This window comes from Nocardia sp. NPDC050435, from assembly GCF_040655395.1.
In the GTDB taxonomy this organism is placed as follows: Bacteria; Actinomycetota; Actinomycetes; order Mycobacteriales; family Mycobacteriaceae; genus Nocardia.
In genome coordinates, this window is the sequence record NZ_JBFAJW010000012.1 from 49,047 (window position 1) to 67,884 (window position 18,838).

An 18,838-nucleotide genomic window follows, 5' to 3' on the forward strand; every position below is an offset into this window, starting at 1 on the left:
ACCGTAGCGCGTGCCGGGCCGCGACGCTGCGGTCAGGGTTGGCGGTTTCCGTCGCGATTGTCGATCTGCCTGCGAATTCTGGTGTCGATGCGGTCGAATCATTGTCGAGGGGTCCGGACTCGGGTACCGTCCAGACACATGTCCAGCTATGTGTCTCCCACGGTCGGGCGCCGCCTGTCGCCCTGCGAGAACGCGTTCTCGAACGAGGAGTGTGCGTGATGACTGCCGCGTCGGTGGAGCCGCTGATTTTCGACCCGTACGACTATCGCTTCCACGAGGATCCCTACCCCACGTATCACCGTCTGCGCACCGAGGCGCCGCTCTACCACAACACCGAGCTCGGTTTCTGGGCGCTGTCCCGGCATGCCGACGTGACTACCGGTTTCCGGGACGCGGCCCGGCTCTCCAGTGCCAACGGCGTCTCGCTCGATCCGGCCGCCTACGGCCCGCACGCGCACCGGGTGATGTCGTTCCTGGCCATGGACGACCCGCGGCACCTGCGCCTGCGCCGGCTGGTCTTCAAGGGCTTCACCCCCAAGCGCGTCGCCGAAATGGAAGGCCGCATCCGGGAACTCACGCTGTCCTATCTGGAACCGGCGCTCGCCGGCGGGGCGTTCGACTGGATCGACGAGGTCGCGGGCAAGCTCCCCATGGACGTGATCTCGGAACTGATGGGCGTCCCCGCCGCCGACCGCGCCGAGATCCGCCGGCTCGCCGACCTGGTCGTGCACCGCGAAGACGGCGTCCTCGACATCCCGATGGCCGCGGCCAAAGCCTCGATGACACTGATCGGTTACTACGCCGACATGGTCGCCGAGCGCCGCCGCGCCCGCGCCGACGATCTGACCTCCGCGCTGCTGGACGCCGAAACCGACGGCGACCGGCTCACCGACGAGGAGATCATCGGTTTCATGTTCCTGATGGTGGTGGCGGGCAACGAGACCACCACCAAACTGCTCGGCAACGCCCTGTACTGGGGCGCGCGCAATCCGGGGGAGTACGCCAAGGTCGCGGCCGACGATCACCTGGTCTCGGACTGGATCGAGGAGACCCTGCGCTACGACACCTCCAGCCAGATCCTGGCCCGCACCGCCACCACCGATATCGAATATCCCTACGGCACCATCCCTTCCGGCGCGAAGGTGCTGCTGCTGATCGGCTCGGCCAACCGCGACGAAGACGTCTTCGCCGACGGGGACAGCTTCCGGATCGAGCGCACCGACAAGTCCGCGCTGGCGAGTTTCGGTGCGGGCGTGCACTTCTGCCTCGGCGCCCACCTGGCCCGCCTGGAAGCCACCGTGGCGCTGGGCGAATTCGCCGCCCGGGTCCGCGCCTACGACGTGCACGCCACGGGCATCGAGCGCGTGCACTCCAGCAATGTTCGCGGATTCGCGAAGCTCCCCATCTCCGTGGAGGTCAGGTAATGCCCCGTTTCGCACCCAACCCCGAGCGCAGGCCCGCCCTGATCGCGGGCGCGTCCTCCGGGATCGGGGCCGCCACCGCGGTCGCGCTGGCCGGGCTCGGGCATCCGGTCGCCCTCGGCGCGCGCCGGGTCGACAAATGCCAGGAGCTGGCGGAGAAGATCGCCGCCGACGGCGGCACCGCGTTCGCGCACCGGCTCGACGTCACCGACCCGGACTCGGTCGAGGAGTTCGTGGCGGCGGCCGAAAAGGCCGTGGGCCCAATCGAAATCCTGGTCTCGGGAGCCGGCGACATCGAGTTCGGCGCGGTGCACGAGATGGACCCCGAGCGTTTCCTGCACCAGATCGCCGTGCACCTGGGCGGCGCGCACCGGCTCGCGCACCGGGTCCTGCCGGGCATGATCGAGCGGCAGCGCGGCGATGTCGTCCTCATCAGCTCCGACTGCGCGGACGAACCGCGCCCGCAGACCGGGGCCTACAGCGCGGCGAAATCCGGACTCGAGGCGATGGCGCGCCAGATGCGGATGGAGCTCGAGGGCACCGGCGTGCGCGCCTCGCTGGTGCGGCCGGGGCCGACGCTGACCGGCATGGGCATGAACTCCACGCCCGAGGTGGTCGGGCCGATGTTGCAGGCGTGGAAGGACTGGGGGTTCGCCCGCCATCCCTACATGCTGCGCGCCGAGGATCTGGCCGCCGCCGTCCTCGCGGTGGTGAGCGCGCCGCGCGGCGCGCACCTAGTGCTGGTCGAGGTGCAGCCCGAGGCGCCGCTGCGGAAGGACCCGCGATGACCGAGGCGACGCGCCTGAGCGTCGATCTGGACCTGTGCCAGGGACACGCGGTGTGCCAGGAGGAAGCGCCGGAGGTCTTCTCCGTGCCCAAACACGGCCAGGTCGAAATCGCCGACCCCGCAGCCGATTCCGCGGACGTGCGGCGTGCCGTCCGCTATTGCCCCACCCAGGCGCTGGCCATCAGGCCCGCCGACCGAACCGAAGGAGCCCGGTGATGACCGGATACCCCCGTACCGAACTCGACGAGATGGTGCGCCGCTGGGTGCTGGAGAACCAGCGCTGCGAGGAGAAGGGCGACTGGAAGCCGCTCGCCGAGATGTACACCGAGGACGCCACCTACGGCTGGAACTACGGACCCACCCAGGAATTCATGGCGGTCGGCCGCGCGGAGATCCGGGATTTGGCGCTCGGCCAGGAGATGCAGGGCCTGGAGGGCTGGACCTACCCGTACCAGGATTTCGTCGTCGACGAGCGCGGCGGCAGCGTGATCGGACTCTGGAAACAGATCTCCGAGCGCACCCGCCCCGACGGCACGCACTACTCGCCGCAGGGCATCGGCGGCAGCTGGTTCCGCTACGGCGGCGACTTCCAATGGTCTTGGCAGCGCGACTTCTTCGACTTCGGCAACGTCTCGGCGATGTTCGTGGAGATGATCCAGAACAACGCCCTGTCGGAGGGGATGCAGCAGCGCATCCAGCGCTCGGTGTCGGGTCCGCTGCCCGGCTGGTATCCGATCGGTCAGGCGCCGGCGGCGCTGTGGTGAGCAATTTCGCCGAGCTGGACCGGGCGACGCTGGCGCGCCTGGTCCCGGAACTGCTGCTGTGCGGGCACCTGATCGATCGATCCGGCATGGCGCACTGCATCGCCGCGTTCGGACGTCCGGGCATGACCGCGGTCGCGATCGAGGAGTGGCAGGTCGCCAGCCCCGTCTACACCCGGCGCATGCGCGCGGCCCTGGGCATCGAGGGCGACGGGGTCGACACGATCTTCAAGGGCCTGCAGCTCGATATCGGTGCGCCGCCGCAGTTCATGGACTTCCGCTACCGGGTGGAGGATCACGATCACGGCGAATTCTGGCTCGATCACTGCGGCGCGCTGCTCGATGTGGAGCCGATGGGCCCGGAGTTCGTGGTGGCGATGTGCCACGACATGGAGGACCCGACTTTCGACGCCACCGCCCTGGCCACCAATCCGTACGCGCAGGTGCGCCCGATCCATCGGCCGCCGCGCACGCCCGCCGACCGGCATCCGATGTGCGCGTGGCGCGTCACCATCGACCCGGCCCACGTCCCGCCGCCGGTCCCGCCGAACGCCGAGCTGGTCGCCGACTCCTGCGCCGCCCGGCTGGAACTGGCCGAGATCGATCCGCGCGACGAGGGACAGGGCGATTACGCGGGGCCGCTGCTCAGCGACCTGCGGTTCCCGGACTTCTCGAAGTCGGCGCTGGTGCGCCTGGCCGAGGAGGTGTGCCTGCAGCATCACCTGCTGACCCTGGGCTTCCTGATCGCGGTGCGCGCCCGGACCGACCAGGCCGCCGAGATCGGCCGCAAACAATTCGCCGGCATCGCCGGGATCACCTCCGAAAGGATCCGCGCCGCACTGGATCTCGACGGCGGGCCCGCCGCCGTGGCGGCCGTCCTGCGGCTGCATCCGGCCTGGAATCCCCAGTCCTACACCGGTGTCGTGGTGAGCGAGACGCCGGACTCGGTGTCCGTCCGGCTGCCGCGCCGCAGCGGCGCGCAGTCCGACGGCGTCTGGCCGGCCCTGCTCGACGCCGCGCACCTGGCTCCGCTGGAGGCGATGGCGCGCGGCGTCGACCCGCACTGCTTCATCCGCGGCGTGGCGGCCGACGAATTCGGCTGGAGCGCCGAAATCGCCTTCGCGGCACAGCCGTTCCGGGAAGCTACGGAGGTGGCGATCACCCGCTTCAGCAAAGGCGCGGCCTTCCGCTTCGCCGACCGCGGCATCCCGCTGCCGCTCACCGTGGTGTAGAGACGAGGACCCTCGCATGGCCAACAACTTCGCCGACCTCTACGAGCACTCCGCCGACGCGATGCCGGACCGGACGGCCGTGATCGAAGGTGAGCGCGAGCTCACCTTCGCCGAACTGGACGCTGAAGCCAACCGGCTGGCGCACTACCTGGCCGCGGCCGGGATCGGCGTGGGCACGCACGTCGGGTTCCAGATGCACAACGGCATCGCCACCCTGGCGACGCTGATCGCCTGCTTCAAGATCCGCGCGGTGCCGATCAACATCAACTATCGGTATCGCGCCGAGGAACTGCGCTACGTCTACGACAACGCCGACCTGCAAGCGCTGATCTTCCACGACGCCTACGCCGAGGCGGTGCACACGGCGGCCCCGGCGGTGGACTCGCTGCGCGAACTGATCGTCGTCGGCGAAACCGGCGGGGGCGCGGTGCCTTACGAGCAGGCGCTGGCGGCGGGATCGCCGGAGCGCGACTTCGGCCCGCGCACCGCCGACGACCTGTTCATGATGTACACCGGCGGCACCACTGGCCTGCCCAAGGGCGTGATGTGGCGGCAGGAGGACATGTGGCGGGTGCTGGGCGGCGGCATCGATTTCTACACCAACGAACCCGTGGCCGACGAGTACCAGCAGTCCCGGCTGGGCGCGGGGAATCCGCAGGCGATGTGGTTCGTGCTGCCGCCGCTGATCCACGCCGCGGCCATGATGCCCACCTTCACCGCGCTGTGGTCGGGTAACGCGGTGCTCTTCGAGCCGCGTTTCGAGCCGGGGCGGGTGTGGGAGGTGATCGCGCGACGCGCGCCGCAGGTGCTGGTGATCACCGGCGACGCCATGGCGCGGCCGCTGATCGACGCCTACCGGGCGCGGCCGGTGCAGTCCTCGCTGCTCGCGATCGGCTCCGGCGCGGCGCTGCTGTCGCAGTCGGTGAAGAACACGCTGCTGGAGCTGTTTCCCTCGACCGTGGTCACCGATTCCATCGGGTCCTCCGAAACCGGTTTCGGCGGCATCGGATTCGCGCAGCGCAGCGACGATCCCGGTCGCGGGCCGCGGGTGCAGACCGGGCGGGGCGCGGTCGTGGTCGACGACACGGGCCGTCCGGTCGGGCCGGAACAGGAGGGCTGGCTGGCCAAGACCGGCGCGGTGCCGCTGGGCTACTACAAGGACCCGGTCAAGAGCGAGAAGCTGTTCAAGACCGTCGACGGCACGCGGATGGTGGTCACCGACGACCGGGCGCGCCGGGAAGCCGACGGTTCCCTCACCCTACTCGGGCGCGGCAACATGGTCGTCAACACCGGGGGCGAGAAGGTGTTCGTCGAAGAGGTCGAGGCCGTGGTCAAGGCGCACGCCGGCGTCTACGACGCGGTGGTGATCGGGGTGCCGCACGAGCGCTGGGGCCAGCAGGTCGCGGCCGTGCTGTCCACCTCGGGGGCGATGGAGTTCGGCAATCTCGAGGCGCACGTGCGCAAGCACTTGGCCGGATACAAGATTCCGCGCCGGGTGTGGCTGGCCGACCAGGTGGTGCGCTCGCCGAGCGGCAAGCCGGATTACCGGTGGGCGAAAGAGTATGCGGCACAGCATGAACCGGCGTACCAGGTGGAGTAGCGCTGGGCGTGCGTTCCCGCCGCGCGCGGTGCAGACTCACGCACGAGCAGCTCGCGGCATCAACTGATGGAGGCACCCAGGATGAGTACCACCGAAACACGCGCGACCCTGCCGGGGCGGATCACCCCGGCCCTGATCGAGCGGCTGACGGCCCTCGTGGCGGCGGGCGGCGGCGACCCGTACGAGATGATCGAGGTCTACACCGGCGCGCCGGTCGGCATGCTGCCGCAGTCCGAGCCGGACGACATCTCCGCCGCCTACGCGAAAGCCCGGGCGGCGCAGCGTGAGTGGGCGGCCTGGCCGCTGCGGCGCCGGCTGGCGGTCTTCGAGCGCGCGCACGAATTGCTGCTGGCCGAGTGCGAAACCACCGCCGATCTGATCCAGATCGGTTGCGGCAAGGCCCGGCGGATGGCCGTCGAGGAATCCTGTGACGTCCCGATGGTGATCAGCCACTACCTCAAGACCGCGCGCAAGGTGCTGCGGCCCAAGCGGCGCGGCGGGCCGATGCCGGTGCTCACCAGCTCCACCGAGGAGCACCGGCCCAAAGGCGTGGTCGCGGTGATCGCGCCCTGGAACTTCCCGTTCGCGCTCGCGCTCTCCGACGCGATTCCCGCGCTGATCGCCGGCAACGGCGTGGTGCTCAAGCCGGACAACAAGACCGCGCTGTGCGCGCTGTTCGGCGTCGAGCTGCTGTACCGGGCGGGGTTGCCCGCGGGCCTGTTCCAGGTGGTCTGCGGTGAGGGCCCCGAGGTCGGCCCGACGCTGATCGACAACGCCGACTTCGTCATGTTCACCGGTTCCACCGCCACCGGCCGCGTCGTCGGTGCGGCCGCCGGTCGCAACCTGATCGGCTGCAGCCTGGAACTCGGCGGCAAGAATCCGATGATCGTCTGCGCGGACGCGAACCTGGACGAGGTGATCCCCGGGGCGACCTTCGGCGTGTTCGCCAACTCCGGCCAGGCGTGCATGCACATCGAACGCATCTACGTGCACGAGAGCCGCTACGAGGAATTCGTGCGCCGGTTCGTCGCCGCGGCCGAGGGGCTGAACGCGAAGATCGGCGCGTCCTACGACTACACACCGGAATTCGGCTCACTGGTCTCGGTGCAGCACCTGGAACGCGTCGCCGCCCACATCGAGGACGCGCGCGCCAAGGGCGCGACCGTGCGCACCGGCGGCCGGGCGCGCCCCGACATCGGACCCGCCTTCTACGAGGCCACCGTGCTCACCGAGGTCACCCCGGAGATGACGCACGCCACCCTGGAGACCTTCGGTCCCGTCGCCGCGGTCTACCGGGTCGCCGACGACGAGGAGGCGATCCGCCTGGCCAACGCCACCGACTACGGTCTCAACGCCAGCGTCTGGAGCTCGGACCTGCACCGCGCCCGGCGGATCGCCGACCGGCTCGAGGCCGGGAACATCAATATCAACGACGGATTCGTCACCACCTACGCGGCCAAGGCCACCCCGTCCGGCGGCGTCAAGAATTCCGGCGTCGGCACCCGCCACGGCGATCAGGGGCTACTGAAATACACCGACACGATCAATGTAGGCGTGCAGAAGCGGCAGGTGATGGCGGCCCGCGACGGCATGCCCTACGACAAGCAGTTGCGGATAACCCTGACCTCGCTGCGGCTCATGCGCCGCATGCGGCTGCGCTGAGGACTCAGGAGACGCCGGCGTGCTCCGGCACCGGTGCGGGCGCCACCCGCGCCTCGAGTTCCCGGCGCAGGCCGGGGCGGGGCTGCGCGGTGACGCGCACCGGCGCGCGGTAGCGGCGCAACCGGCGCTGCCGGTGCACCTGGGCGTCGATGACGGCGCCCAGCAGCAGCGTGAAATTGGTCAGCCACAGCCAGATCAGCACGATCACCACCGCCGCCACCGAGCCGTAGACCTTGTCGAACGAATCGAAATGCGAGGCGTAGTAGGACAAACCGGCCGAGCTGAGGATCCAGGCCGCGACCGCGATCACACTGCCGGAGGTGACCCAGCGCAGCCGCTGGCCGCGCACGTTCGGCGCGATCCAGTACACCAGCCCCAGCGCGGCGCTGGCCAGGCACGCCAGCACCGGCCACTGGGCGAAGCGCCAGATCGTCAGGCCCGTGTCGCCCAGGCCGAAGATCTCGCCCAGATGCACCGCCGCGCCGCTGGTCACGGCGAAGCCGACCACCGTGGTCACGATGGCGGCCACCATCAGCAGGCTCAGCGCCACCCGCAGCAGGATCGTCCGGGCGAACGAACGACTCTCCGGCACTTCGTAGAGCGCGTTCGCGGCCCGCATGAACGCGCCCAGATAATTCGAGATCGTCCAGATGGCCGAGCCGATACCGATGATCGCCGCGGGGCCCGACCACGCCTTGGTCTCCTGCAGATGCCGGACCGCCTCGATCAGGACCGTGCGGCCCTCGTCGGGGCCGAGCCGCTGCGCCGCGGTCGCCAGGGTGTCACTGGAGGAGGGCGCGAGCATGCCGAGCACCGCGATCGCGATCAGCAGCGCGGGGAACAGCGACAGCATGCTGTAGTAGGTCAGTGTCGCGGCCCGATCGGAGAATTCGTCCGACCAGGCGACGCGCGCCGTGTGCACCAGCACCCGCACCCGCCGTTTGCGCAAGAGCCCGACCCTGTTCAACCGCCACCGTCCTACCCGTCGCCGCAACACCTCCGAGGTCTAGTTTTGCCCACTGCCGGGTGCGCGAAACCCGGCGGGGGTCGCTCGGTTGCGGTGGCGGGCCGATTCCGGAGCGGCTAAATTGACTACGATCTGTCGCGGGATGGGGGGAGTCACCTGTGCGGTGTTCGGCGAAGGCTGCCATCGGTGTTTCGGTTCTCGTTCTCGCCCTGGATCTTTCGAGGGGGACCGCCCAGGCGGGTGCGTGGAACCTCGAATTCGCTCCGGCGGCACCGGAGGTGATCGCCGATTCCGGCGAATCCACCTGGCCGCCGCCGGCCGTCGCGGGGCAGCAACTCGCCTGGCAACCGTGCGCAGCCACCGGCGTTCAGGATCTGCTGGACGGTGCGGTGGCGGCCGCGGCCCGGGCCACACTGCTCGACGGACTGGAATGCGCGCGCGTGTCGACGCCGCTGGACTGGGCGGATCCCGGCGGGCCGACCGTAAGTTTCGAGATCTCACGCCTGCCGGGGCCGGGGACCGGGCGCGTGCTGCTCACCAGTCCCGGCGGCGCCGGAGCGGGCACCCTGCTGAACCCGATCCAGTGGGCCGCCGCGCTGCCGGAGCTGCGCGACTCCTACGACCTGATCGGTTTCGATCCGCGCGGCACCAGCGGGTCGGGCACCGCGGCCGACTGCGACGCGAACGTCTCCGGGGATCCGCAACTGCTCGCGACCGGCCGCAACGACGCCGCCGACATCCTGGATTTCGCGGCCGCGTCGGTGCATCGGCAACTGGCCCAGGCCCGAGCGTGGATCCAGGCGTGCGTGCAGCGCACCGCGGCGGGTGCGAACACCCTCGGCGTCGTCGACTACTGGCAGACGGTGCGCGACCTGGATCTGGTGCGATCGCTGCTGGGCGTGCCGACCTGGAGCTATCTCGGAGCTTCCCAGGGGACGGCGCTCGGGCTGGAACTGGCGCGCACGTTCCCGGACCGGATCGACCGCCTGGTGCTCGACTCGGTGATCGACCCGTCCCGCTCGCTCGCCGACGGCCTGCGCGACCGGATCCTGGCCCAGCAGCAGACCCTCGAGGGGTCCTTCGGCCCGTGGCTCGCCACGCGCGGCACGCCCTTCGGCGCCGACCGCGAGTCGGTGCTGGCCGCGCTTACGCGGCTGCGCGCGGAGCTGACCGCGCGCCCGATCGCGCTGCCGCTCGGCCGCAGCTTCAGCGGAAACGATCTGAACACCGTGCTCTTCGGCGTCGGCAACGGGCCCTACGAGACGCTGGAACGCAAGCTGCTGCTCCTGCGCGACGCGCTGGATCGGCCCTCGCTGGCCGCGCAACTGAACGTGGCCATGGCTTTCCGGGTCACGCCCCTGGCCGGTGAGCTGGGCCAGGATGTCGTCCAAGCCGGTTCCCGGGTCGGCTGGTGGACCGCCCGCAGCTGCAATGCCGCCGGGTGGAGTCACGACCTGGACGAGATCGTCACCGCCGCACAGCAACTCGCCGAGCGCGCGCCCCTGACCTACCTCGGGATGGGCTTCACGGCCGCGTGCGCGTTCTGGCCCGCGCCGCATCGCGCGCCGAATCCGGCTCCGCTCGAGCACATCAGCTCGGCTCTGGTGCTCGGCAACGACAGGGATCCGGTGACGCCGATCGCCGGGGCGCGGGCGGTCCGCGCCGCCGTCCCGCAGGCTCGCCTGATCACGGTGTCGGGCACGCCGCGTCATCTGGTGCTTCCGCAGACCATGCCTGCCGGGCTGCCGGGCTCGATTTCCGCCACCAGTGCCTGCGCGGTTGGTGCGGTCGTGGATTACCTTGTGCACGAACGGCTTCCGGACGACGATATCGGCTGCCGGTCCGACCGGTAGCGGGCCTCCCGGTCGAAACCGGAAGGCCCCGGCGCGGAAGGGGTCAGCGGGCCGCGCAGGCGCTCAGCGCCGCCGACAGCGCGGTCGATCCGGCCAGGCTCAGGAACACCGTTCCGAAGGCCGCGATGCCGACCACGACGCCGAGCTGGACGTTGGTCACCAGGATGCCGCTGGCGTCGGCGGCCAGCTCCAGCGGCACCTTGGCCAGCGTCCGCGTCATCAGCGGGCTGAACGCCAGCCCGTTGCCCAGGCCGATGAGCCCGAACAGGATCCAGCCGAGCGGACCGAAATCGGAACCGTCGCGCAGCAGCGTGCCCAGCGCCACCATGGCGATCGCCGCCAGCACCAGTCCGGCCGGGATCATCGCGGCGTGCAGGTTCGCCGGGATCCGATCCCAGCGCAGGCTCGCCAGCGCGAAGGTCAGCCCCATCGGGATGAACAGCAGCCCGGCGTGCAGCGCGCTGTAGCCCAGCGTGCTCTGCAGATGGATCGCCATCACGAACATCCAGCCGCCGAAGGTCGACATGATGACGAACAGCGTCGCGGCCGTGAGCAGCAGCCCGGGTGCGCGCAGGGCGCGGCGCGCGAACAGGGGAGCGCCGCCGCGCGCGGCCACCCAGCGTTCGATCGCGACGAAGCCGGCGAAGCCGAACACGCTGGCGCCCACCAGGATCCAGCTCCACGCCGGCCAATCCTGCTCGTGGCCCAGCACCAGCGGGAGCACCAGCAGCAGCACCGACAGGGTGAGCGTCACCAGGCCGGGCACGTCCACCTTGCGCTCGAAGCGCGGGCCCCCGGCGGGCAGCACCCGCGGCGCGAGCACCAGCAGCGCCGCGCCGATCGGCACGTTCACCAGGAACACGCCGCGCCAGCCGCTGTCGAACAGATCGAGATCGACGATCAGCCCGCCGAGCACCTGCCCGACCACCACGCCGCCGGAGATGATCGCCGAGTACAGGCTCAGCGCCTTCGCCCGCGCCGTTCCGGTGAACGTGCGCTGGATCAAGGTCATCACCTGCGGCACCATCGCCGCGGCGCCGACACCCTGGATGAAGCGGAACACGATGAGCGACAATTCGTTCCAGGCCAGTCCGCACGCCAGCGAGGCGACGGTGAACAGCGCCAGACCCGCGATGAACACGCGCCGCTGGCCGAAACGGTCGCCGAGCCGCGCGCCGGTCACCAGCAGTACGGCGTAGGCGATCACGTACCCGGCCACGATCAGTTGCAGCGCGGAACCGCTGGTGTGCAGATCGCCGCGGATCGAGGGGATCGCGACATTGACGATCGAAGAGTCGAGGACAGCCATGAACTGTCCGGTGAGAATGACGGCGAGAATGGCGAAGGTGCGGCGTGGGTCCAGCGCGGGCACCACCGCCGGGGCCGGCGGCGCCTGCGTCGGCAAAGTCTGTGTCATGTATTGCAGCGTGCTCCGCGTGCGGCACCGGTAACAGGAGCCCAGGAAAACTAGTACTGGGAACACCCGGATAACCGCGTGCGGACGGTCGCCTCGCCGCTCTAGGGTGAAGCGATGACGTCGGTTCGAACCATCCAGGTCACCTTCGACTGCGCGGAACCCGAACGGCTCGCGCGTTTCTGGAGCGAGGTGCTCGGCTACGAGCATCGCGGCGTGGCCTGTGCCGACCCGGCCGGGGTCGGCCCGCGCCTGTACTTCCAGCGCGTCCCCGAAGGCAAGGTGGTCAAGAACCGGGTGCACGTCGACGTGCGGGTCGGCACCGGGCTGGTGGGGGCCGAGCGCGAAGCCGCGCTGGAGGCCGAATGCGCTCGGCTGACGGCCCTGGGCGCGGTGCGGCTGTGGCTCCTGCCCGCCGACGACGAGAACGAATCGTGCCTGGTGATGCAGGACATCGAGGGCAACGAGTTCTGCCTGGACTGAGCACGAGCACAACCTTCAGCTAGGCTGAAGGTGTGAGCATTCGTCACTATCTCCGCAGACCGCCCTCCGTCAGTGCCGCCGAGGCCATCCGGCTCGTCGGTGACGGCGCGCTCGTCGTCGACGTCCGCCGCCACTTCGAATGGAACCGCGTCCACATCCCCGACGCCGTCCACGCGCCCCTGGAAACTCTGCTCGAAGACTGCCTGAGCTTCCCCGGCGATCGCCTTCTCATCACCTTCTGCACCGGCGGCCTGCGCTCCGCCGGAGCCGCGAACCTCTTGGTGGAGAACGGTTTCGACGCCGTCAACATGAGCGGCGGCCTCATCCACTGGCGCGCCGCGGGCGGTCTGCTCACCGATCGGTGAAGCCGTCGATCCCGGCTCCCGCTCGCCGCATTTATTGAACGATGGTACAAATAGTACGATAGTTCAACTAGTGAGGGAGTGTTGTGGATACCGAACGCGCGAGCTGGCGGCAATGGGCGGGCCTCGGGGTGCTGGCACTGCCGACCGTTCTGCTGGGACTCGATGTCACCGCCCTCTATCTGGTCGTGCCGAGTCTGGCCGAGGATCTGAATCCGACTGCGGCGCAGACGTTGTGGATCATGGACGTCTACGGCTTCCTGATCGCGGGTTTCCTGATCACCATGGGCACGCTCGGTGACCGGATCGGTCGCCGCCGACTGCTGATGATCGGCATGACCGCCTTCGGCGCGGCGTCGGCCCTGGCCGCGTTCGCTCCCAGCGCCCTGTGGCTGATCATCGCGCGCGCTCTGCTGGGCGTGGCCGGCGCGACGCTCATGCCCTCGACGCTGTCCTTGATCGGCAACATGTTCACCGACGCGCGCCGCCGTGCCCTCGCGATCGGGGTGTGGGCGACCATGTTCGCCCTGGGAATGGCGCTGGGGCCGGTGGTGGGTGGTGTGCTGACGGCGAGCTTCTGGTGGGGCGCGGTGTTCTTGATCGCGGTCCCCGCCACCCTCGTGGTGCTGGTCGCTGCGCCCGTGCTGCTGCCGGAATTCCGGACCGGCGCCGGTCGCCTCGATCTCGTCAGCGTCGGCCTGTCGCTGGCCGCGCTGCTGCCGCTCATCTACGCGATCAAGCATGTCGCCGCGCACGGGCTGGACGCGCAAGGGCCGATCGCCGTTCTCGCGGGCGCGGTTTCGGCGGTGGCTTTCGTGCGCCGGCAGCTGCGCTTGCCCGAGCCGCTGCTGGATATGACGTTGTTCGGCAACCGCGCGTTCTCCGCCGCGCTGGCCGTGCTGCTGGTCGGCTTGATCGGGTTCGGGGGCGTGATGTATCTGGTCACCCAGTATCTGCAATTCGTCACCGGCTTGTCGCCGACGTCGGCCGGGCTGTGGATGGGTCCGCCCGCCCTGGCCATGCTGGTCGGTGCCATCGGTGCGCCCCTGGTGGCCGCTCGGGTGTCACCGGGTGTCCTGATGGCGGCGACGCTGGTGCTCTCGGTACTGGGATACGCGCTGCTGGTGGGGGCGGGCACCGAGGCGAAGTGGAGCGTGGTGGCCGGGTTCGCCCTGGTCTATCTGGGACTGGGGGTCATCGCCGCGCTCGGCACCGACATCGTCGTCGGGGCCGCGCCGCCGGCCCGGTCCGGATCCGCCGCGGCGTTGTCGGAGACCGTGCAGGAGTTGGGTATTGCCGCCGGGGTGGCTCTGCTGGGCAGTCTCACCACGGTGATCTATCGGGCCGTGGTCGAGGTCCCGGCCGGTGCGGGCGAGTCCTACCGCGAGGGGATCGCCTCGGCGGCCGGTGCGGCGCAACACCTTCCGGGGACGGCGCTCGACAACGCGCGTTCCGCGTTCACCGCGGGGGTGAACCTGGTGGCCGGCGTCTCCGGTCTCGCGATCGCGGTGGCCGCGCTGGTCTGCTTCGCGACACTGCGGCACCTGCGCCCGCTCGGCGAGCACGGCCGCCAGGAGGAGCCGGTAACCTCGAGCGGTGGCGAAGGTGGATGAGACCGTCGACGGTCGCAAGGTGCGCGGCGAGCGTCGCCGCGCCCAGATCATCGAGGCGACCCTCAGTATCGTGCACCATCAGGGCGCCGCCGGCGTGACGCATCGAACCGTGGCCAAACAGGCGGGCATCACCACCAGCCTGACCCTCTACTATTTCGCCACCCTCGACGACCTGCTGGTCGCCGCGCTCACCAGCGTCACCGACGAATACACCCAGCGCATCCGGCAGATCGCGGACACCGCCGACCCGATCGCGGGCCTCGCCGAACTCATCGCCGAATCCGCCGGGCCGGGGCGCGAACGCGCCCTCGCCGAACGCGAACTCTCCACGCTCGCCGCCCGCCGGCCCGCCCTGCGGCAGGCCGCCCGCGCCTGGCGCGACAGCGTCGCCGACCTCGCCCGCACCCGGACCCGCGATGCCGACGCGATCGCGGCGTTCGTCGCCCTCACCGACGGCCTCTGCACCGCACTGCTTCTCGACGACAGCCGCGCCGACGTCGACCACCTCCGCGCCGTCCTCGACAACGCCCTTCCCGCCGCGGGTTAGCGGATTCTCACGCGAGCGCGACGGATTCATCGCCGACGGTCGGCGCCCCCGCGCGCGTCCAACCAGGCGTCCTGGTGATCGGCCAGGGGAGTACTGAGCGGCAGTGCCTCGAACCGGCACGCGAGACTCTCACCGGCCTCCACCCCGTCGGCCGGCACCTGTGTCCCGGCCTCCGGCATCCCCACATGGTCGAAAACCAGAAGCTCCGCCCCGCCCCGATCCCGGATTACATACGCGGCCACCCGCACCCTCGGCTGCTCCATCACCGCTCCCTCACCTCCGCGAGCCATTCGGCCATCGTGACGAAGTCGCTGCCCCGCAACCCGATTCGCGGATCGACCCGATAGAGCAGCGCCGCCCCGCCATGCTGCCGCCCCACCCACTCCCGATCGTTCTCCCCGATCTCGTCATCGACCCAGATGAATCCTCGCCCTCGCGCCCACTCCACCACGGCCCGCGTCTTCCAATGCAACCCGAACCACGCGTCGACCGGATCATCGCCCCGCTCCGGCCATTCCACCACCGCCAGCACCGGCAACCCGAGCAACGGCGCAAGCACCTGATTCGCCTCTTCCCCCCAGGTAGTCGCCCACACCACCTCGCACTCCAACCCCGAAAGCAGCCGCCCCACACCACGATCGACCCGATCGATCAGCGGATTCCCCCGCCCCTCCCGCACCGCCCGCGGCTCCATCCCACCGAACGGAATCAGCGGACCATCCACATCGAGAAAGAGCAACGGACGCCGCGACATTCGCTGAATTGTATCCGTTCGTGGGCGAGACCAGATCGCTACGCTCACCGCGCTCGGACGCACGGCCGAATTCGGGCGGCGAAGCGGCTGCGGAACTCGAAACCTCGGATCCGCTCGGTGCCGAATGCTCCTTCTGGGCTGCCGTCGTGGCGAGCCGCTCTCGCGCGAGTAGATATGGGCGAAAGTTTCGGCTTCGAAAGCGCAGCGGAAACGCGCGCTCGGCTACCGCGACTTGCGGCACTATTCCCGACCACGCCGGAGAACGCCACGAGCGATCGTCGTCCGAGTTTGTGCGACCGCGGCGGGTCCCACGTGCTGCGGGATAGCTGAGGACACCCCCGTGCGGGGTCGGCTGATCCCACTAACCCAAGGCTAAACTAACCTCCACGCGGTGGCGGCAAGCCTTCCGCCCCTCGAAGGCAGCATTTCGAATGGAGGATCCAGGAACGTGCCCCCATCCGCCACCGCTCCGCCGCGCACAGCCTGGTCGCGGACCGTCGTGCTGGCGTTTGCCGCCGTGCTGCTGGTCGCCCTGCTGGCCGCCGGTCTCGTGGTCGGCAGCGGCGACTTCTCGGTGCACGACGCCTGGCGGGCGCTGTTCGGGGAGGGCAGTCCCACCACGCTCGGCGTGATCCGGGAGCAGCGGGTCCCGCGCACCTTGCTGGCCGCGCTGGTCGGCGCGGCGCTCGGCGTGGCGGGCGCGGTGATGCAGGGGCTGACTCGCAACCCGCTGGCCGATCCCGGCATTCTCGGTGTGAACTCCGGCGCGTACTTCGCGATGGTGCTCGGTTCGGTCGCCGCCGGTGCGGGCGGGTCCGACTATCTCTGGTGGGCGCTCGGGGGCGCGTTCGTCGCCTCGGTGCTGGTGTATTTCGTGGGCTCGCGCGGCATCGGCGGCGCCAGCCCGGCCAAACTCGTGCTCACCGGCGTGGCGATCGCCGCCATGCTCAGCGGACTCGCGTTCGGGCTCACCATGATTCACCCCAAGAGCTTCGACGCCATCCGCGGCTTGCTGATCGGCACCCTCGACGGGCGCGGCTGGCCGCAGCTCTCGGCCACCTGGCCGCTGGTCCTGGCCGGCGCGGCGGCCGCGCTCGTGCTCACGGCCTACCTCAACGCCCTCGCTCTCGGCGACGACCGCGCCAGCGCGCTGGGCGTGCCCGTGACCCGGGTCCGCGCGCTCGGGTTCGCGGTGGTGACGGTGCTGTGCGGCGCAGCGACCGCGGCCATCGGCCCGATCACCTTCGTCGGCCTGATGGTGCCGCACGCGGTGCGCGCGGTCGTCGGACCGGATCACCGCTGGACGATTCCGCTGTGCCTGGTGGTCGGCCCGATCGTGCTGGTCGGCTCCGACCTGATCGCCCGGACCGCCACCGCGAGCGAACTGCCGGTGGGCATGGTCACCGCGTTCCTCGGCGCCCCGGTGCTGATCTGGCTGGCCCGCCGCGAACAGGAGTCGCAGTGGTGACCCCGGCCCGCTGGCCCCGGCGCGTCCGGTTCCTGCGGATCACCCGGTCCGGCCCGAGCGTGCGCGTCGACCTCGTCTCGACGGCGATCACCGTCGCGCTGCTGCTGTTCACCGCGGTGCTGGCGGTGTGGTCGATGGGCGCGAGCACCACCCGCCGACCCGGGCTCGGCTTCACCGAGGTGCTGCGCGTGCTCACCGGCCAGGTCGCCGGCGCACCCGCCGATCACGTGGCCACCTGGCTCCCGGTCGTGGTCACGGCGGTGCTCGGCGGCGCCTGCCTGGCCCTGTCCGGCGCGATCTTCCAGACGTTGACCCGAAACCCGTTGGGCAGCCCCGACATCCTCGGTTTCACCACGGGCGCCAACACCGGCGCGCTGCTGGCACTGCTGGTGCTCGGACTCGGCTCGGCCGGCGCCACCGCGGGCGCCCTGCTCGGCTGCCTCGGCACCGCCCTGGTGGTCTACTTCCTCGGAATGCGCGGCGGCACAGGCAATTACCGCTTCATCATTGTCGGCATCGGCATCTCGGCGATGCTGCTGTCGTTCAACGGCTACCTGATCGCCACCTCCGACGTGCAGAACGCCGGCGCGGCGGCGGCGTGGGGGATGGGCAACCTGCGCGATCTCACGATGACCGACACCGTGCCGGTGTTCCTCACCCTGGCGGTCCTGGTCCCGGCGCTGATGGTGGTCGCGCCGCGCATGCGCATGCTGGAGCTGGGCGCCGATTCGGCGCAGAGCAAAGGCGTCGACACCGAACGCACCCAGCTGGTGCTGCTGGTGATCGGTGTCGGATTCGCCGCGGCCACCACGGCTATCGCGGGCCCGATCGCCTTCATCGCCCTCGTCGCACCCCAGCTGGCCGCGCGCATCACCCCGACCGCGGGCATCCCGCTGATCACCTCGGCGGCGCTGGGCTCGGCCCTGCTCGTCTCCAACGAACTGGTGGCGCGCACGATTCTCGCCCCCGAGACCCAGCTGCCCGTCGGCGTGGTCACCACCTCGCTGGGCGGGCTGTATCTGCTGTTCCTCCTGCTCGCTCAGTCCCGAAAGGCGCGGCCGTGACCAGCGAACTCTCCTCCGGCCCGGGCCGGCTCACCGGCGCCGGACTGCGGGTCGGCTACGGCGACCGCACCGTGCTGGCCGACCTCGACGTGGTGGTGCCCGACGGATCGTTCACCGTGATCGTCGGCCCCAACGCCTGCGGCAAATCGACCCTGCTGCGCACCCTGTCGCGATTGCTGCGACCCGCGCGCGGAGCCGTGCTGCTCGACGGGCGCGCGGTGGCCGAGTACGGCGGCAAGGAATTCGCCCAGGAGGTCGGGCTGCTGCCGCAGCAGTCGATCGCCCCCGAGGGCATCACGATCATCGACTTGGTCTCGCGCGGGCGTTTCCCCTACCAGAAGATGTTCCGCCAGTGGACCGACGCCGACCAGCACGCCGTCGACTTCGCCCTGCAGGTCACCGGTCTCACCGAGCTGTCCACGCGCCCGGTCGAAGCGCTCTCCGGCGGTCAGCGTCAGCGGGTGTGGATCGCGATGGCGCTGGCTCAGGAGACGCCGATCCTGCTGCTCGACGAACCGACGACCTACCTCGACCTCGGTCACCAGATCGAGGTGCTCGACCTGTGCGTGGACCTGAACCGCCGGGGCACCACCCTGGTCGCGGTGCTGCACGACCTGAACCAGGCCGCCCGCTACGCGTCGCACATCATCGCCATGCGCGACGGCGAGATCGCCGCCGTCGGCCCGCCGGGCGAGATCATCACCGCCGAGCTGGTCGAGCGGGTCTTCGGGGTGTACACGCAGGTGATCGACGATCCGCAAACCGGAACACCGCTGGTGGTGCCGCTCGCACGCGGCGCGGTCCGGACCGAGGGCGAATGAACAGGGCCCGCAACCGAAAAGGAGAGTGC

The 18,838-nt window shown here is 70.2% G+C and carries 19 protein-coding genes; 15 read left to right on the forward strand and 4 right to left on the reverse strand.

Going from position 1 to position 18,838, the window contains the following annotated elements:
• Positions 1-218 precede the first annotated feature (218 nt).
• From AB0I43_RS31800 to AB0I43_RS31830, 7 genes are all read left to right on the forward strand, one after another.
• On the forward strand, positions 219-1,424 hold the full coding sequence (locus tag AB0I43_RS31800; RefSeq protein WP_356976290.1) for a cytochrome P450: 1,206 nt from the start codon (positions 219-221) through the stop codon (positions 1,422-1,424).
• Positions 1,424-2,209 carry an SDR family oxidoreductase gene (locus tag AB0I43_RS31805; protein ID WP_356976292.1) on the forward strand — a complete coding sequence of 262 codons (786 nt, stop codon included), beginning with the start codon at positions 1,424-1,426 and terminating at the stop codon, positions 2,207-2,209. The genes AB0I43_RS31800 and AB0I43_RS31805 overlap by 1 nt, the downstream gene beginning before the upstream one ends.
• Positions 2,206-2,424: a ferredoxin gene (locus AB0I43_RS31810; RefSeq protein ID WP_357433165.1), complete on the forward strand. Its 219-nt coding sequence runs from the start codon at positions 2,206-2,208 to the stop codon at positions 2,422-2,424. Before AB0I43_RS31805 ends, AB0I43_RS31810 begins: the two co-directional genes overlap by 4 nt.
• On the forward strand, positions 2,424-2,972 hold the full coding sequence (locus tag AB0I43_RS31815; RefSeq protein WP_356976294.1) for a nuclear transport factor 2 family protein: 549 nt from the start codon (positions 2,424-2,426) through the stop codon (positions 2,970-2,972). Before AB0I43_RS31810 ends, AB0I43_RS31815 begins: the two co-directional genes overlap by 1 nt.
• Positions 2,966-4,201: a hypothetical protein gene (locus AB0I43_RS31820; RefSeq protein WP_356976296.1), complete on the forward strand. Its 1,236-nt coding sequence runs from the start codon at positions 2,966-2,968 to the stop codon at positions 4,199-4,201. Before AB0I43_RS31815 ends, AB0I43_RS31820 begins: the two co-directional genes overlap by 7 nt.
• A 16-nt stretch (positions 4,202-4,217) precedes the next feature.
• A complete protein-coding gene (locus AB0I43_RS31825) occupies positions 4,218-5,801 on the forward strand; it encodes an acyl-CoA synthetase (RefSeq protein ID WP_356976297.1) in 1,584 nt (527 codons plus the stop codon).
• 81 nt (positions 5,802-5,882) lie between these two features.
• Positions 5,883-7,463 (forward strand): succinic semialdehyde dehydrogenase, encoded by a 1,581-nt coding sequence (locus AB0I43_RS31830; protein ID WP_356976298.1) that lies wholly within the window; start codon positions 5,883-5,885, stop codon positions 7,461-7,463.
• 4 nt (positions 7,464-7,467) lie between these two features.
• On the opposite strand, the gene AB0I43_RS31835 is transcribed toward AB0I43_RS31830, so the two are convergent.
• A complete protein-coding gene (locus AB0I43_RS31835) occupies positions 7,468-8,412 on the reverse strand; it encodes a YihY/virulence factor BrkB family protein (RefSeq protein ID WP_356976300.1) in 945 nt (314 codons plus the stop codon).
• A gap of 176 nt (positions 8,413-8,588) precedes the next feature.
• Between AB0I43_RS31835 and AB0I43_RS31840 the strand changes: the two genes are divergently transcribed.
• A complete protein-coding gene (locus AB0I43_RS31840; protein WP_356976301.1) occupies positions 8,589-10,283 on the forward strand; it encodes an alpha/beta fold hydrolase in 1,695 nt (564 codons plus the stop codon).
• Positions 10,284-10,326: 43 nt separating this feature from the next.
• On the opposite strand, the gene AB0I43_RS31845 is transcribed toward AB0I43_RS31840, so the two are convergent.
• Positions 10,327-11,700: an MFS transporter gene (locus AB0I43_RS31845; RefSeq protein WP_357433167.1), complete on the reverse strand. Its 1,374-nt coding sequence runs from the start codon at positions 11,698-11,700 to the stop codon at positions 10,327-10,329.
• A gap of 114 nt (positions 11,701-11,814) precedes the next feature.
• Between AB0I43_RS31845 and AB0I43_RS31850 the strand changes: the two genes are divergently transcribed.
• The 4 genes from AB0I43_RS31850 (at position 11,815) to AB0I43_RS31865 (ending at position 14,702) form a co-directional block, all read left to right on the forward strand.
• On the forward strand, positions 11,815-12,180 hold the full coding sequence (locus AB0I43_RS31850) for a VOC family protein (RefSeq protein ID WP_356976304.1): 366 nt from the start codon (positions 11,815-11,817) through the stop codon (positions 12,178-12,180).
• A gap of 32 nt (positions 12,181-12,212) precedes the next feature.
• On the forward strand, positions 12,213-12,545 hold the full coding sequence (locus tag AB0I43_RS31855) for a rhodanese-like domain-containing protein (protein ID WP_356976305.1): 333 nt from the start codon (positions 12,213-12,215) through the stop codon (positions 12,543-12,545).
• Positions 12,546-12,628: 83 nt separating this feature from the next.
• Positions 12,629-14,155, forward strand: a complete 1,527-nt coding sequence (locus AB0I43_RS31860) for an MFS transporter (RefSeq protein WP_356976306.1) — start codon at positions 12,629-12,631, stop codon at positions 14,153-14,155.
• Positions 14,139-14,702 (forward strand): TetR family transcriptional regulator, encoded by a 564-nt coding sequence (locus AB0I43_RS31865; RefSeq protein WP_356976307.1) that lies wholly within the window; start codon positions 14,139-14,141, stop codon positions 14,700-14,702. The genes AB0I43_RS31860 and AB0I43_RS31865 overlap by 17 nt, the downstream gene beginning before the upstream one ends.
• Before the next feature lie 26 nt (positions 14,703-14,728).
• Here the strand turns inward: AB0I43_RS31865 and AB0I43_RS31870 are convergent, their stop codons facing one another.
• Together AB0I43_RS31870 and AB0I43_RS31875 are read right to left on the reverse strand one after the other, a co-directional pair.
• A complete protein-coding gene (locus AB0I43_RS31870; RefSeq protein ID WP_356976308.1) occupies positions 14,729-14,965 on the reverse strand; it encodes a hypothetical protein in 237 nt (78 codons plus the stop codon).
• Entirely contained in the window at positions 14,965-15,456 is a 492-nt protein-coding gene (locus AB0I43_RS31875; RefSeq protein WP_356976309.1) for an HAD domain-containing protein, read from the reverse strand. The genes AB0I43_RS31870 and AB0I43_RS31875 overlap by 1 nt, the downstream gene beginning before the upstream one ends.
• A gap of 448 nt (positions 15,457-15,904) precedes the next feature.
• On the opposite strand from AB0I43_RS31875, the gene AB0I43_RS31880 reads away from it, so the two are divergent.
• Genes AB0I43_RS31880 through AB0I43_RS31890 form a run of 3 tightly spaced genes read left to right on the forward strand, consistent with a single transcriptional unit; the run spans position 15,905 to position 18,809 of the window.
• Complete coding sequence (locus AB0I43_RS31880) at positions 15,905-16,924, forward strand: iron chelate uptake ABC transporter family permease subunit (protein WP_356976310.1); 1,020 nt, start codon at positions 15,905-15,907, stop codon at positions 16,922-16,924.
• Positions 16,918-17,988, forward strand: a complete 1,071-nt coding sequence (locus AB0I43_RS31885) for an iron chelate uptake ABC transporter family permease subunit (protein ID WP_356976311.1) — start codon at positions 16,918-16,920, stop codon at positions 17,986-17,988. The genes AB0I43_RS31880 and AB0I43_RS31885 overlap by 7 nt, the downstream gene beginning before the upstream one ends.
• The gene (locus AB0I43_RS31890) at positions 17,985-18,809 is read left to right on the forward strand and encodes an ABC transporter ATP-binding protein (RefSeq protein ID WP_356976312.1); all 825 of its coding nucleotides are present in this window, start codon (positions 17,985-17,987) and stop codon (positions 18,807-18,809) included. The genes AB0I43_RS31885 and AB0I43_RS31890 overlap by 4 nt, the downstream gene beginning before the upstream one ends.
• Positions 18,810-18,838: the final 29 nt, after the last annotated feature.